Annotated in this window: 11 protein-coding genes and 1 pseudogene; 7 read left to right on the top strand and 5 right to left on the bottom strand. The window is 70.0% G+C overall.

Features of this window, described 5'->3' with window-relative positions; genetic code table 11:
* Positions 1-128: 128 nt before the first annotated feature.
* Entirely contained in the window at positions 129-3,209 is a 3,081-nt protein-coding gene (locus ACWGIC_RS23075; protein ID WP_452078009.1) for a PE-PGRS family protein, read from the top strand.
* Positions 3,210-3,291: 82 nt separating this feature from the next.
* Here ACWGIC_RS23075 and ACWGIC_RS23070 read toward each other — a convergent pair whose 3' ends face one another.
* Positions 3,292-4,071, bottom strand: a complete 780-nt coding sequence (locus tag ACWGIC_RS23070; protein WP_452078008.1) for a dioxygenase family protein — start codon at positions 4,069-4,071, stop codon at positions 3,292-3,294.
* 103 nt (positions 4,072-4,174) lie between these two features.
* Between ACWGIC_RS23070 and ACWGIC_RS23065 the strand changes: the two genes are divergently transcribed.
* Entirely contained in the window at positions 4,175-4,714 is a 540-nt protein-coding gene (locus tag ACWGIC_RS23065; RefSeq protein ID WP_452078007.1) for a YciI family protein, read from the top strand.
* 3 nt (positions 4,715-4,717) lie between these two features.
* On the opposite strand, the gene ACWGIC_RS23060 is transcribed toward ACWGIC_RS23065, so the two are convergent.
* A complete protein-coding gene (locus ACWGIC_RS23060; RefSeq protein WP_452078006.1) occupies positions 4,718-5,896 on the bottom strand; it encodes an MFS transporter in 1,179 nt (392 codons plus the stop codon).
* Positions 5,897-5,991: 95 nt separating this feature from the next.
* Between ACWGIC_RS23060 and ACWGIC_RS23055 the strand changes: the two genes are divergently transcribed.
* The 4 genes and pseudogenes from ACWGIC_RS23055 (at position 5,992) to ACWGIC_RS23040 (ending at position 8,795) form a co-directional block, all read left to right on the top strand.
* Positions 5,992-6,360, top strand: coding sequence for an ArsR/SmtB family transcription factor (locus tag ACWGIC_RS23055; RefSeq protein ID WP_452078005.1), 369 nt, complete (start codon positions 5,992-5,994; stop codon positions 6,358-6,360).
* Between the two features lie 97 nt (positions 6,361-6,457).
* Positions 6,458-7,003 (top strand): annotated as a pseudogene (gene sigM / locus ACWGIC_RS23050) (RNA polymerase sigma factor SigM); the annotation flags it as partial.
* A 262-nt stretch (positions 7,004-7,265) separates the two neighbouring features.
* Positions 7,266-7,727, top strand: a complete 462-nt coding sequence (locus ACWGIC_RS23045; RefSeq protein ID WP_452078004.1) for a hypothetical protein — start codon at positions 7,266-7,268, stop codon at positions 7,725-7,727.
* 75 nt (positions 7,728-7,802) lie between these two features.
* Complete coding sequence (locus tag ACWGIC_RS23040; protein ID WP_452078003.1) at positions 7,803-8,795, top strand: aldo/keto reductase; 993 nt, start codon at positions 7,803-7,805, stop codon at positions 8,793-8,795.
* Positions 8,796-8,862: 67 nt separating this feature from the next.
* Here ACWGIC_RS23040 and ACWGIC_RS23035 read toward each other — a convergent pair whose 3' ends face one another.
* On the bottom strand, positions 8,863-9,306 hold the full coding sequence (locus ACWGIC_RS23035) for a MarR family winged helix-turn-helix transcriptional regulator (protein WP_452078002.1): 444 nt from the start codon (positions 9,304-9,306) through the stop codon (positions 8,863-8,865).
* A gap of 130 nt (positions 9,307-9,436) precedes the next feature.
* On the opposite strand from ACWGIC_RS23035, the gene ACWGIC_RS23030 reads away from it, so the two are divergent.
* Positions 9,437-10,711 (top strand): MFS transporter, encoded by a 1,275-nt coding sequence (locus ACWGIC_RS23030; RefSeq protein ID WP_452078001.1) that lies wholly within the window; start codon positions 9,437-9,439, stop codon positions 10,709-10,711.
* A 26-nt stretch (positions 10,712-10,737) separates the two neighbouring features.
* Here ACWGIC_RS23030 and dnaB read toward each other — a convergent pair whose 3' ends face one another.
* On the bottom strand, positions 10,738-12,141 hold the full coding sequence (gene dnaB, locus ACWGIC_RS23025; protein ID WP_037809085.1) for a replicative DNA helicase: 1,404 nt from the start codon (positions 12,139-12,141) through the stop codon (positions 10,738-10,740).
* A gap of 725 nt (positions 12,142-12,866) precedes the next feature.
* Positions 12,867-13,664 carry an ESX secretion-associated protein EspG gene (locus ACWGIC_RS23020; protein WP_452078000.1) on the bottom strand — a complete coding sequence of 266 codons (798 nt, stop codon included), beginning with the start codon at positions 13,662-13,664 and terminating at the stop codon, positions 12,867-12,869.
* Between the last annotated feature and the right edge of the window lie 7 nt (positions 13,665-13,671).

Here is a 13,671-nt window from a genome sequence, read left to right as displayed (position 1 = left end):
CGACACATATCCCGCGGGTTTTTCGCGCGCTGCGCAATTTCCGCGCACGCATTCCCCGGTGCATTCCTGAGACGCAGGAACACCGCCACAAACCCGCAAGGGACCCCGATATGAAGGAGAAAAACCCCATGCAGACCTGGGCAAAGCGCGGACTCCAGACCGCGTTGGTCACGGGTGGGTTGCTGATGCTGGGCACCGGCATCGCCTCGGCCGACGAGAACGTCAACCCGGACACCCCGGCCTCCCCGCTCGACCTGAACGTCACCGTCCCGATCGACGAGGCCAACAACGCGATCGGCACCCCGCTCGGGCAGGTCGACCTCCCGGCGCACCACAACGAGATCAGCACCAAGCCCGTCACCTCGGCCGTGAAGGGAGCGCTCGCCTCGGCGAAGACGCCCGGCGGCTCCGCGGGCAGCCTGACCGGCAGCCTCCCCAAGGGCGACGCGCCCCGGCAGCAGCTTGAGCCGACCCGCGACGTGTTCAAGGGCAACAAGGTCAACGGGGACCTCGTCGTCCCGGTCCAGATCGTGGACAACGCCGTCGGTGTCATCGGCGACGCGCACGTCCAGGGCGGCGACCACGACCAGACCTACACCCACAACCAGGACACCGCGACCGACGGCAAGCACTCCGGCATCGCGGGCAACGTCGTGGCGCTCGACTGGGCGCTCCCGGTGCAGATCGCGGGCAACGGCGTCGGCCTGGCCGGCGGCAGCGGTGCGGTCAAGGGCGGTTCGGCGCACCAGAGCACGACCGAGACCGGGAACATCGACACCACCGGCGAGGGCTCCGGCCTGTCCGGCAACGTCGTCGGCGGCCAGTTCGCGACCCCGGTCCAGGTGACCGGCAACGCCGCGTCCTGGATCCTCGGCAACGCCTACAGCGACTACAACGCCGACACCACCGCCGCCTCCGGCGGTTCGATGAAGACCAACGGCAAGGGCGCCGCGGGCAGCGGCAACGTGGTCGGCGTGCCGATCGCGCTGCCGGTCAAGTTCAACGGCAACGCCGCCGGCGCGTGGGGCTCGGACGCGGACTCCGTCTCCAGCTCCTCGGCGGACGCCAAGGCGGGCGACACCCGTCCGGGCAGCCTGCACGGCCTCCCGACCTACGAGGAAACCGACGGGGACCAGTCGTTCCTGTCCGGCAACGCCGCCGCCGCGCAGACGAGCCCGGTCGCGAACGTCGCGTCCGTCGCCGCTTCGTGGATCGGCAACGCCGACACCGGCACGGTCGGCCGGCAGGCCTCCTCCTCCACCCACGAGACCACCGCCACCTCCGGCGGCTTCGTGAAGACGAGCGGCAACGACGCCGCCGGCTCGGCCAACGTGGTCGACCCGGCAGTGGCGCTCCCGGTCGAGGCGTGCGGCGTGGGCGGCACCTACATCGGCCGCGCGGTCGCGAACTGCGACAACACCACCACCGCCACCTCCGGTGACGGCAGCTACACCACCGGCAACGGCTCGACGCTGACCGGCAACATCGTCAACAGCCAGATCGCGGGCGCCCCCGAGGTGCACGGCATCGGCGGCAGCCACATCGGCAACGCCTCGGGCACCTCGACCGAGACCAAGACCGTCACCGCGGGCAACTACGACGGCACCCAGGGCAATGACTCGTCCGGCTCGGGCAACATCGTGCAGGTCCCGGTGGCCGCGCCGGCCGAGGTGTTCGGCGTGGGCGGCTCGTTCATCGGGCAGGGCTCGGCCGACGGCTCCGAGACCAAGGTCGTGAAGGCCGGCGGCGGCGGGAACACCGCTGACGACAACGGTTTCCTCAGCTCGAACCTCGGCACCGTTCCGGCTTCGCTGCCGGTGCAGGTGTTCGGCGACGGTGCCTCGTTCGTCGGCCAGGGCCACGGCAAGGCCAGCAACGACACCACCTCCACCGCGGGTGGCGACGTGCACGCGACCGGCGCGCAGGGCGCGGGCGCGGGCAACCTCGTCGAGGCTCCGGTCTCGCTGCCGGTCCAGGGCCACGGCGTCGGCGGTTCGGTGGCCGGCATCGGTACCGGCGACAGCACCAACCTGACCGACTCGAAGGCGGGCGGCAACGCCAGCGCCGACGGCAAGGACGGCGCGCTCGCCGGCGACATCGTCAAGGCTCCGATCGCCGGTGCGGGCACCATCTTCGGCGACGGGGTCGCCGGGGGCGCGATCGGCCATGGCACCGCCACCAACGACGTCACCTCCACTGCGGGCGGCGACGCCACCACCAACGGTGACGGTGGCGCGGTCGCGGGCGACATCGTCGGCGCGGACGCCGCTCCGGTGGCGCAGGTCTTCGGCGACGCGGTCTCCGCGGCGGGCGTGTCCTCGGGCGACGCCATGAACAACACCGTCGTCACCGACGCTGGCGAGGACACCACCTCGGGCACCGAGGGCTCGATCTCGGGCGACATCCTCGACTTCCCGGTCCCGGCTGTTGCGCAGGTCTTCGGCGACGGCGTGGCCGTGGGCGGCGTGGCGCACGCGGTCGGCGACAACGTCACCGACGTGACCGACGGCGACGACGACACCAACACCGACGGCACCGGCGAAGCCCTGTCCGGCTTCGACTTCTACCACCCGCTGGGTGCGCTGGTGCAGGTCTACGACGTGCCGCTGGAGGTGCTCGGCGTGGCCACCGCCGAGGCCCCCAACGCGACCGACGTCGAGGAGCCGCCGGCCATCGACGTGCCGATCGGCGGCGAGATGGGCGCTGACCAGCTCCCCGCGCTGCCCGCCGTGCCGGGTGGCTCCTCGGCCGCGCCGTCGCTGCCGTCGGCTCCGGCGCTGCCGGGCCTGGGCAGCCTGCCCACCGCCACCACGCTGCCCGCCCCGGCCCTGCCGGGTGCCCAGCGTGCCGACGTGCCGCAGGTCAGCGGCCTGTCCGCGCTGGGTCAGCTGAACCAGCTGAAGGGTGCTTCGGCGCTGCCGTCGGTGTCCGGGCTTCAGAACGGCGTCCACCTGCCGTCGGCCCCGGCGCTGCCGGGTGTTCCGGCGCTGCCGGGCGCCGAGCGTGCGGACGTTCCCGCCGTTCCCGCTCAGCTGCCGGTGAAGACGTCGCTGCCGACGCTGAACCAGCTGCCGGCCGTCACCGCGCTGCCCGCCGTTCCGGGTGCGCCGACGACCCTGCCGACCACTCCGGCTGCCGGTGACGCGACCGGTCCGCTGGGTGCGTTCCAGAAGCTGGCCGCGAAGGTGACCGGCATCTTCAAGAAGTGAACCGCTTCGCCTGAAGCGAGCCGGGGGTAACCCCGGGCGGGCCCGGAAGCCACGTGCTTCCGGGCCCGTTTTTTGTGCTGGGTCAGGAAAATTCGAGCGATCGCTTTGCCAGGCCGTGCCAGAAGCCGTCGATCACCGTGCGGCCCTCGCCCTCGGCCGAACTGGCCCCGAGCGACACGAACAGCGGCGCGAAATGCTCGATCCGCGGGTGGGCCATCGCGGCGGCGGGGGCTTTGTGCTGGAAGTCGAGCAACGCGTCGAGGTCGCGGGCGCGCAGCACCTCGTCGCCCCAGTGGTCGAATTCCGCGGACCACCCCGGCGGAGTTCCGTTGGTGCCGTTGACTTCCTGCATCGCGCGGAGGTTGTGGGTGAAGAATCCGCTGCCGATGATCAGTACGCCTTCGTCGCGCAACGGCGCGAGTTTGCGGCCGAGGTCGTAGAGCGCCCGCGGATCGAGCGAGGGCATGGAGATCTGCAGCACCGGGACGTCGGCGGCGGGGAACATCTCCACCAGCGGGACGTACGCGCCGTGGTCGAGGCCGCGGTCAGGCGCGTCGTGCACCGGGGTTTCGGTGGAATGCAGCAGTTTGCGCACCTGCGCGGCCAGCTCCGGCGCTCCCGGCGCGGCGTAGGTGACCTGGTAGTAGCGCTCGGGGAAGCCCCAGAAGTCGTAGACCAGCGGGACCGTCGTGGTCGCGCCGAGCGTCAGCGGAGCCTCTTCCCAGTGCGCCGAAACGACCAGGATCGCGCGAGGTTTCGCCAGGTCGGCGGACCATTCCGCGAGCTGCCGGGTCCACGTCGCGTCGTCGGCGAGCGGGGGCGCACCGTGGCTCAGGTACAGGACCGGGGTGCGGGTCGCCATGGCTGCCTCCAAGTGTTTGAAACTTCAACTACAACCGTACGCCGTGTTTCCGGTCTTGGCGAATTCGTGCTCGGGCTCCCGGAAAGTGCGTCAGACTCGCCCGGTGAAGTTCTTCGTCTACCACCGGGACCGCCCCGGCTCCGCCGCGTTGCGCACCGAGCTGCTCGAGAAGCATTGGTCCTATATGGACGGTTTCGCCGCCGAACTGATCGCCCGTGGCCCCACCATGAACGGCGGACTCCCGACCGGAAGCGTGCACATCGTCGACCTGCCGGACGCCGCCGCGGCGCGCGAATTCGCTTTCGCGGAACCGAATTACCAGGCCGGTGCCTACCGGGACGTCCTGATCCGCCGCTGGGACAACGTTCTCGGCCGCACCATGTGGGAGTTCCCCGGCGATCCGGAGGCGGCGAACCTGTATTTGGTGCTGGGCTTGGGTTCCGGTCCCGCCGCCGACCTTGAACCGGCCGCCACGGAGGCCTTGATCGCCTACGGCCCGCTGTGGTCCGACGACGGCACCGCCTGGCTCGGCACGGCGGCCCTGGTGCAAGCCGCCGATGCCGACGCGGCGCGCGGACTGCTCACCGCTGAGCACTACGCCGCGATCGAGGTGCACAACTGGCAACCAGGCGGCCGTTCCTGACCGTCAGCGGGCCGAACGCCACACGATTCCGCCAGCTGTCAGCGCGGCAAGCGCGAGAAGCGCGGCGAAAACCGTCGATCCGGTAGCGATTCCGAGGGCGTCACTGAGGTAGCCGGTGCCGACGGGCAGCAGTGCGGCCGGAAGATAACCGCCGAAGTTGAGCAGAGCGTTGGCCTCGGCGCGCCGCCGCTCGGGCACGTGGGTGCTGATCAGGGTGAGCCCGCCAAGCTGGCCAAGCCCCTGCGCGGCTCCCGCGAACACGGCGGTCACCACGATGGCCGCGATCCACTGCGCGTGGACGGCGACTAGCAACGCGGCCATGCAGGCGACCCCCGCCGCCGCGCCAGTGAGCAGGATGGTGCGTACCTCGAGCCGCTTCGCCGCGAACTGAACCGCAGTCGCCGCACCGAACATCACGAACGCGGTGGCCCCGGCGAGGAGGCGGTTGCTGGTGCCGAGCACGCTGGCCAGCAGTGCCGGTCCGAGGGAAAGCACGAACGACGTCGACGTGATCCCCGGCGCGAAAACCGCGATACCGAGCGCTACGTACTTGCGTTGTGCCCGCGGCACCGCAGGGACCCGCACCCAGCCGCCCGCGCCGGAATCGACCGGTCGCCCGAGCGGCAGACGAACAACCACGACGACCGCGCTGAGCAGGAGCGCGGCCGAAACCACGAAGATCGTCACGGTCGGCCCCGGCAGCGTTTCCGACAACGCCCCGGCCAGCAGCGGTCCGAGTCCAGCGCCGAACACCATCGCGGTCGACGCCGCGAGCGTCGCAGTGCGAGCACGTCCAGGCCCGCCGACGTCGACGACCGCCGCCATGCCCGCCGACACCGTGATGCCGACCGCGATCCCGGCCAGCAGCCGAGCGACCGCCAGCGCGAACACCGACGTCGCGACCGCGAACAACCCGCAAGCGAGCAGAGCGAGCAAAACCCCAGGCAGCACAACAGGTTTGCGCCCGAGCCGGTCCGACGCGCGCCCCGCCACGAGCAGCGCGGCCAGCAACCCGGCGATGTAGGCCGCGAAGATCACCGTGAGCGTGCCAGCGGAGAACCCGAGCCGGTGCTGCCACAGCACGTACAGCGGGGTAGGCGCGTTCGAAAGCACGAAAACCGCGGTAACCGGCCACGCGGCAAGCCACGGACTGCTGACCCGCGAGGGCGCGACGACGGTCATGGATCCTCCAGTACGAGATAAGTCGAACTAGTACGAATGAACTCGAACCTAGCAGTAGTTCGACTTATCTCGTACTGGAGTGGTTGAATGGCGGCATGCGCTCGACCTCGGTGACCGACCCGGATGCCCCGCCCGCCGAACTCCCGTCGCCGCTTCCCGAACCGGCGCGAGAAGACCTGCGGCTGGAAATCGTCCTCGGTGCGCTGAGCGATCCGCTGCGGCTGACGATCGTGCGGAAACTGCTGCTGGAACGCGAGGCCTACGACCATCCGTGCGGCTGGTTCGGGCTCGACCGCCCGAAGTCGTCGCTGACCCACCACTTCAAGGCACTGCGCGAGGCGGGCGTCCTGCGGCAGCGGCAGTACGGGCTGGAACGCCGCAGCCGGGTGCGCGCGGAGGACCTCAACGCCCGTTTCCCCGGATTGCTGGAGCTGGTCGCGGACTGGCGGCCCCATCAGGGCTGAGCGCTGGAATCCTGCCTCGCCGGGGGTCGTGCGGAGCTAAGCTGGAGCACTACGGAGCGGTTCCGCTACCCCCGGATGCCGGGGCGAAGGGGGCGAGATGGGCGACTCGTCTTCCTCCGCGCTGAGCGACGCCGACCTCCTCGCGCGCCACCTGGGAGGCGATCCGGCTGCGTTCGCCGAGCTGATCGAACGGCACCGGGACCGGATGTGGGCGGTGGCGCTGCGCACGCTGGGCGACCCCGAGGAGGCCGCGGACGCTCTGCAGGACGCCATGATCTCGGCGTTTCGCCAGGCGGCGATGTTCCGGGCGGAAGCCCAGCTCGCCACGTGGCTGCATCTCATCGTGGTGAAGGCCTGCCTGGACCGGATTCGGCGCAAACAGGCCCGTCCCACCTTCCCGCTTCCTGAATCCCGTCGCTGGGAACGGGTAGTTCCCCGCGGTGCCATGGATGCGATCAACGAGCTGTCCGAGGAACAGCGCGTTGTCGTCATGATGGTGGACGTCGAGGGCTACTCGGTGGCCGAGACCGCGCGGTTGCTGGGCATCGCCGAGGGAACGGTGAAGTCGCGTCGCGCTCGTGCGCAGAGCAAACTCGCGCAATTGCTCAGCCATGTGCACCCGCAGCACGGCGGAACCCGACCGGCTCCCGCCCACCCCGACACCGCTGCGAACGAGCAGGCCCGACGCGTCGAAGTGGTACAGCGATGGCTGGACGGCCTCCCCAGCGGGACGACGCCAGCCGTCGACGCGGTGCAAGAGTCCGCGGCTCGCGTGAACACCGGTTTGCAGCGGCTGTTCCTCGCGCTCGGGCCACCCCCGGCCGACCTGCTGCGCGAGCCGTCCGTCGAGTACGCCCTCCGCGCCGCGACGACCCGCGATGACGACAACAGGGGGACGGCGTCCGATGAGTGAGCATGCCTCCCACGCTGAGCGGATCGCGCAGATGTGGGCCCAGGTTTCCCCTGAACACCTGGAGATCGCCCTCAAAGCACTCGAGCCGGAACTCCAGCGCGAGCACGAGCATCGCCTGGAGACGCTGCGCCGGACCGAGAACGAGCAACGTCGCTGCCATCAGGAAGGCGAGCGAAAACTTCGCCAACTGGAGAACGAGCAGCGACGTCGGCACGTGCGGTATCTCAGCGGGCTCTGGGCCGGTTTCGCCCTCGCGGCGGGAATGCTGACGGGCGGCGTGATCGTCGGGGTAAGCGGGCAGACCTGGCTCGCGGCGCTGCTCACCGGGCCGAGCCTGCTGGCTCTCGCGAAGCTGTTCGTCATCCGCCGCGCGGACGCCTCCGACACCCAGCAGATCGCCGATGCCCAGCGCGAGACCTTGGCCAATTCCGCCCCGAGCCCGTCCGACGGCTGAGTCGCTTCGCTTGACATGGAGCGCGCTCCACCTCCTAGCTTCGGACGCGTCCGTCAACAGGAGGAGTGTCCGCGCATGATCACCCGAACCACACTCGGCTCGTCCGGTCTCACCGTCAGCGCGATGGGCCTCGGGTGCATGGGGATGAGCGAGAGTTACGGTGCCGCCGATTGGGACGGCGGCCTGGCCACCATCAACCGGGCTCTAGAGCTGGGCATCACGTTCCTGGACACCGCCGACGCCTACGGCAGCGGACACAACGAGGTGCTGGTGGGCCGGGCCGTCCACGGTCGCCGGGACCAGGTGCAGCTGGCCACGAAGTTCGGCATCGACCGCAGCGCCGGAGACCAGGCACGTCGCATCCGCGGTGCCCGGGACTACGTGCTGCGCTCCTGCGACGCCTCGCTGCTGCGGCTGGGCGTCGACGTGATCGACCTGTACTACGCCCACCGCCCGCCCCAGGACGTGGAGATCGAGGAGACAGTCGGGGCGATGGCCGAGCTGGTCGAGGCCGGCAAGGTCCGCCATCTGGGCCTGTCCGAGGTCGACGGCGAGCTGCTGCGCCGGGCGCACGCGGTGCATCCGATCACCGCGGTGCAGAGCGAATACTCGCTGTGGACCCGCGACGTCGAGGCGGTCACCCCGGTGCTGGCCGAGCTGGGGGTCGGGTTGGTGCCGTACTCGCCGCTGGGGCGGGGGTTCCTGACCGGCGTCCTGGACCGCTCCGCGCTGGGTGAGAAGGACTTCCGGCGCACCAACCCCCGCTTCGCCGGCGAGGCGGGCGACGCCAACGAGACGATCGCGCAGACCGTGCGCGAGGTGGCCGGCCGGCTGGATGCCACCCCGGCCCAGGTGGCGCTTGCTTGGGTGTACGCCCAGGCCGAGCGGCTCGGGGTGGCGATGGCGGCCATTCCGGGCACCCGCAGCCCGGCCCGGCTGGAGCAGAACGCGGCCGCGCTGGACCTCACCCTGGACGCCGAGGCGCTGGCCGTGCTGGACCCGCTGAGCGACCAGGTGCTGGGCGAGCGCTACCTCCCCGCGCACACCGCTGAGGTCGCCCGGGCTTAGCGGTGTGCGACGTCCAGCTCGACACGGCGTCGACGTCGCGTCCACCGGTGACCCCCGATCAGCTGGCTCAGGCCGGGTTTTCCAGGGCTTCGATGAGGAGATGAGACAGACGGCGGAACTCCTCGGTGTTGGCCCTGCCGAACTTCTCCAGTGCCGGAGCCAGCCGGGCCTCAATCTGGATGAAGGTCTCGTCCATCAGCTTGTGTCCCTTGGCCGTGAGATGGTTGTCCACCACCCGGCCCCGGGCTGGGGAGCGCTCCACCAGTCCCTCCTCCTGCAGGGTCCGGATGAGACGGCTGACGGCCTGCGGCGTGTGGACCGCGGCGCGCGCGAGCTCCGAGGCGGAGGCACCGGGGGTCCGCTTCAGCTCCCGCAGCACCGTCCACTGCCCGAGAGTGAGCCCCAGAGGGTCGATGACCTGCTCGATCCGGTCGGCGAAGTGCTGCCGAATGATCCTGGACAGCGCACCGATTTCGATCCCCTGGGGTAGCGGGTCGCCCGGGTTCTTCATGTTTGACATCGTACTCATCGCGTTCTATATTGAATCAAGGTTCAATGTAGAACCTTAGTTCTATTCTGGTCGACTGCTCGCTCGAGCGATCGACGTTCTCCCCTCCCGCGTCCGCATCCGGAGATAGACCATGTCCACAGCCGCCGGTGCCACACCGGAGCCGAACACGCGACAGCGAGCACTGCCCGGCTGGCTGGTCGTACTCCTGGCCGCTTCCTGCGGGCTGACCGCGGCCAACCTCTACTACGCCCAGCCGCTCCTGGAGATGCTGCGCCGGACCTTCCAGCTCCAGGACTCGACCGCCGGCCTGCTGATCACCCTGACCCAGCTCGGCTACGCCGCCGGCATGGTGTTCCTGGTCCCCCTCGGCGACCGCATCGAGAACTCCCGCCTGGTCTCCGTCCTGCTCACCGTCACGGCCCTGGCCATGGCCGCCGGCGGCCTCGCCCCCACCTTCACCGTCCTGCTCATCGCCGCGCTCGTCGCGGGCGCCACCTCTGTCGTCGCACAGGTCCTCGTCCCCTACGCCGCCGACCTCGCCCCCGATCACCTGCGCGGTGCTGTGGTGGGCAAGGTCATGAGCGGACTGCTCGCCGGGATCCTGCTCTCCCGCACCGTCGGCAGCCTGCTCGCGGACGTCGCGGGCTGGCGCGCCGTCTACCTGGTCTCCGCCGCCCTGATGGCGATCCTGGCCCTTGTCCTGCGCCGCGCGCTGCCCCGCCGGGCCTCCACCAGCACTCATTCCTACCCCGCGCTGCTGCGCTCCACGGCCCGTCTGGTCCGCGTGCACCCGCAGCTGCGCCGCCGGTCCTTCTACCACGCCTGCATGTTCGCTGCCTTCAGCGCGTTCTGGACGACTATCTCCTACGTCCTGGCCGTCGCGCCGTACAACTACTCCCAGCTCCAGATCGGCCTGTTCGCTTTCGTCGGGGCCGCCGGCGCACTCGTCGCCCCGTTCGCGGGCCGCCTCGCCGACCGAGGGCTCGCCCACCGGCTCACCCCCGCGACCTGCCTGCTCGCCTCCGCCGCCCTCGTCTGGGCCGGGATGGCCGCCCACCAGATCCTCGTTCTCGCCGCCGCCGCAGTCCTCCTGGACTGCGCCGTGCAGTGCTCCCTGATCTTCGGACAGCACACCATCTACCAACTCGACGCCGACGCCCGCGCTCGGATCACCAGCGTCTACATCGCCACCTTCTTCCTCGGCGGTGCCATCGGCTCCCAGCTCGGCACCCTTGCCTACCACTTGGGCAACTGGCAGGCGGTCACCCTCACCGCGGCAGCCTTCCCCGTCATCGCCGCGCTCGCCTGGACCACCGACCGCACCCACCCCAGCAGGAAGCGCCGAGCAGCGAGCCGAACGTCATCCAGGCCGGTGCCTCTTGGGCCGCCACGTCGACGCCCTTAACCATCTGCTCGCAGTGAGCGTCGATGTCAGTCGTGAGCCAGGTCGGCGAACCGGCTGTAGTGCAGCTGGTGGGCGACCACGATCGTGCTCGTCGGACCGGCACGGTGCTTCGCCAGGATCAGGTCGGCCTCCCCGGCGCGGGGATCGTCGCGTTCCCAGGCGTCCGGGCGGTTGATCAGGATGACGATGTCCGCGTCCTGCTCCAGCGAACCGGATTCACGCAGGTCCGACAGCATCGGCTTCTTGTCGGTGCGCTGTTCCGGACCACGGTTCAGCTGGGAGATCGCGATCACCGGCACCTCGATCTCCTTCGCCAGCAGCTTCAGCTGACGGGAGAACTCCGAAACCTCCTGCTGCCGCGATTCGACGCGCTTGCCAGACGTCATCAGCTGCAGGTAGTCGACGACCACGAGCTTCAGGTCGTGCCGCTGTTTGAGCCGGCGGGCCTTCGCGCGGATCTCCATCATCGTCATGTTCGGCGAGTCGTCGACGAACAGCGGGGCCTCCGACACCTCGCTCATCCGGCGGGCCAGCCGCGTCCAGTCGTCGTCGGACATCTTGCCGCCGCGCATGTCGGCGAGGCGGATTTTCGCCTCGGCCGACAACATGCGCATCACGATCTCGGTGCGGCTCATTTCCAGCGAGAAGATGACGCTGGTCAGGCCGTGCTTGATGGACGCCGAACGGACGAAGTCCAGTCCCAAAGTCGACTTGCCGACACCGGGACGGGCCGCGACGATGATCATCTGGCCGGGGTGCAGGCCGTTGGTCAGCTCGTCGAAGTCGGCGAATCCGGTCGGGATGCCCTGGGACTGGCCGCCGCGCGAGGCGATCGCGTCGATCTCGTCCATGGTCGGCTGGAGCAGGTCCTCCAGCGCGACGTAGTCCTCGCTCGTGCGGCGTTCGGTGACGTCGTAAATCGCGGCCTGTGCGCGGTCGACGACCTCGTCGATGTTCGCGCCGTCGGCCGCGGCCGCGCCGTAGCCGTACTGCACGATGCGCGTGCCCGCTTCCACGAGCCGGCGCAGCACCGCCTTCTCGGACACGATCTCGGCGTAATAGCCCGCGTTGGCCGCGGTGGGCACGGTCGCGATGAGCGTGTGCAGGTACGGCGCCCCGCCGACGCGGCCGAGTTCGCCGCGGCGTTCCAGTTCGGCCGCCACGGTGATCGGGTCGGCCGGTTCGCCGCGGCCGTAGAGATCGAGGATGCAGTCGTACACGGCCTGGTGGGCCGGCCGGTAGAAATCGCCGGGGCCGAGCGCCTCGATGACGTCGGCGACCGCGTCCTTCGACAGCAGCATGCCGCCGAGCACCGACTGCTCCGCCGCGATGTCCTGCGGCGGCTGGCGGTCGAACCCGCCAGGGCCGGGGTCGCTCGGACCCGGATCGGACTCCGCGTACGCCGGACCGCGGTCATCGGTCACCGCCACTGCCCGGACACCTCCCTCGCCCAGCCGTCGTCCCGGCCGGCCCCGTCGTCTCGCGTGCGCCTGTCTCGCGTGCGCCTGTGCCGAACCGCGCCCGCCGACCGTCTCGCGAAGAGACCGGTCAAGGCGAACACCTGTTCGAGTATGCCGGAGTCGGCCCGGCTTTCCCACCTCGTCCGCCCGGTCCTCTTCGATGATGGACCGGACGGTTCCCCGCGCCGATGACCGCCACGCGGAGCCACCGGGAGTACTGGGCGCGAACGCACGCTAGATCCCCCGGAAGGACGAGCGCAATTCCGGGTGTTGACCGTCCTGTGGACAACCTGTGGATGACTGGGGGCAACGAATCACAGGTGCCGGTGAGCCTGTGGACAAAGTGGGGACAGTGCAGATCGGCTTCGCAAAACCCGCAGGTCAAGGCCTGTGTAGAGACTGTGGAGAACTTCGCGAAAACTCGTCCGGCGTGTCGTGTCGAACTGGTTCTTCGGCGTGTCGCACCCGGGCCGGTCCACTGCCCTGTGGATGGTTGCTACGCACGGTAGATCACCGACCCGATGGGCTGAACGAAGGAGAACGGCCCGCTTGGTCCAGCCGATGGCTGCGGACAGTGAGCGATCCGGGAAAAGCGCAGGTTAACCGGCCGCAAACGCGAAACCGGGTGAGGTTCACCGGCCGGCCACCTCGCGGTGCCGTACCGGGAACCCCACCCGGAGTAACGCTCGGGGCGCTCAGCCCAAGGAGCTCTGCGCTTGGCGCAGCCGTTCGGAGATGGCCTGCGGAGTGCCAGGGGTGAACACGATGAGCGAGTCCTGCCCCGGCCGCTCCTCCATCAGCCACCGGCCCTCGCTGGTGTCGATGAAGTTCACCGGCTTCGGGATGCGCCGCCGCCGTCCGCCGTTCGGGCGGGTCGCGACGTACAGCGCGCCGCTGCCGGTGCGCGGCAGTTTGAGGATCCGCTGGATCTCCTTGAGCGGCGAAAGCTGCTCGTTGCGCTGCCCGCTCTGCATGATCGAGCCCCGCGAAACGTCCTCCGAGCCGGCGGCCCGGCCGCTCTGGTACTCGCTGCGGCTGGTGATGAGCGGTTGCCCGGCCGCCGCCCTGCCCGCGGGCAGGAGGTCGAGGAACGTCTGCAGCAGCAGGTCCGGCCGCTGGCGCGACACCGTGACGGTGTTCTCGCCGATGACCCGGAGCAGCCCGAAGCCGCCGCCGTTCCCGCTGCCGCACAGCACCGAGTAGTTGCCGGGGCTGCCGTCTTCGAAGGTGCCGTCGAACCAGCCGTAGTACTCCAGCTGCGGATGCGAGATGGACTCGATCAGCGCGAGCAGATCGCGGTCCATGCCGCGCGGTCCCATCAGGCCGGACTCGGTCAGCGCCTCGTTGACCTGCTGGTCCAGCTTCCGCTCGGCGTCCGGGTCGTGGAACACCGGGGTTTCGGCGATGGCCTGATGGGGCTCACCGCCCCGACGCCGGATCAGGTTGTACAGCGTCGGGAGGGTGAACTTGGTGGGTCGGTCAAGCGTGATCACGTCGGCT

The organism is Amycolatopsis sp. NPDC054798, from assembly GCF_053611505.1.
The sequence above is the reverse complement of the archived record's forward strand: the minus strand, read 5'-3'. Positions and strand labels throughout refer to the sequence as shown.

Excerpts from the sequence above, each read along its gene's own strand:
- ACWGIC_RS23035 (WP_452078002.1), bottom strand. The coding sequence starts at position 9,306 with ATGAAGAACCCGGGCGACCCGCTACCCCAGGGGATCGAAATCGGTGCG.
- ACWGIC_RS23070 (WP_452078008.1), bottom strand. The coding sequence starts at position 4,071 with ATGGCGACCCGCACCCCGGTCCTGTACCTGAGCCACGGTGCGCCCCCG.
- ACWGIC_RS23075 (WP_452078009.1), top strand. The coding sequence starts at position 129 with ATGCAGACCTGGGCAAAGCGCGGACTCCAGACCGCGTTGGTCACGGGT.
- ACWGIC_RS23030 (WP_452078001.1), top strand. The coding sequence starts at position 9,437 with ATGTCCACAGCCGCCGGTGCCACACCGGAGCCGAACACGCGACAGCGA.
- ACWGIC_RS23045 (WP_452078004.1), top strand. The coding sequence starts at position 7,266 with ATGAGTGAGCATGCCTCCCACGCTGAGCGGATCGCGCAGATGTGGGCC.
- ACWGIC_RS23055 (WP_452078005.1), top strand. The coding sequence starts at position 5,992 with ATGCGCTCGACCTCGGTGACCGACCCGGATGCCCCGCCCGCCGAACTC.
- ACWGIC_RS23040 (WP_452078003.1), top strand. The coding sequence starts at position 7,803 with ATGATCACCCGAACCACACTCGGCTCGTCCGGTCTCACCGTCAGCGCG.
- ACWGIC_RS23060 (WP_452078006.1), bottom strand. The coding sequence starts at position 5,896 with ATGACCGTCGTCGCGCCCTCGCGGGTCAGCAGTCCGTGGCTTGCCGCG.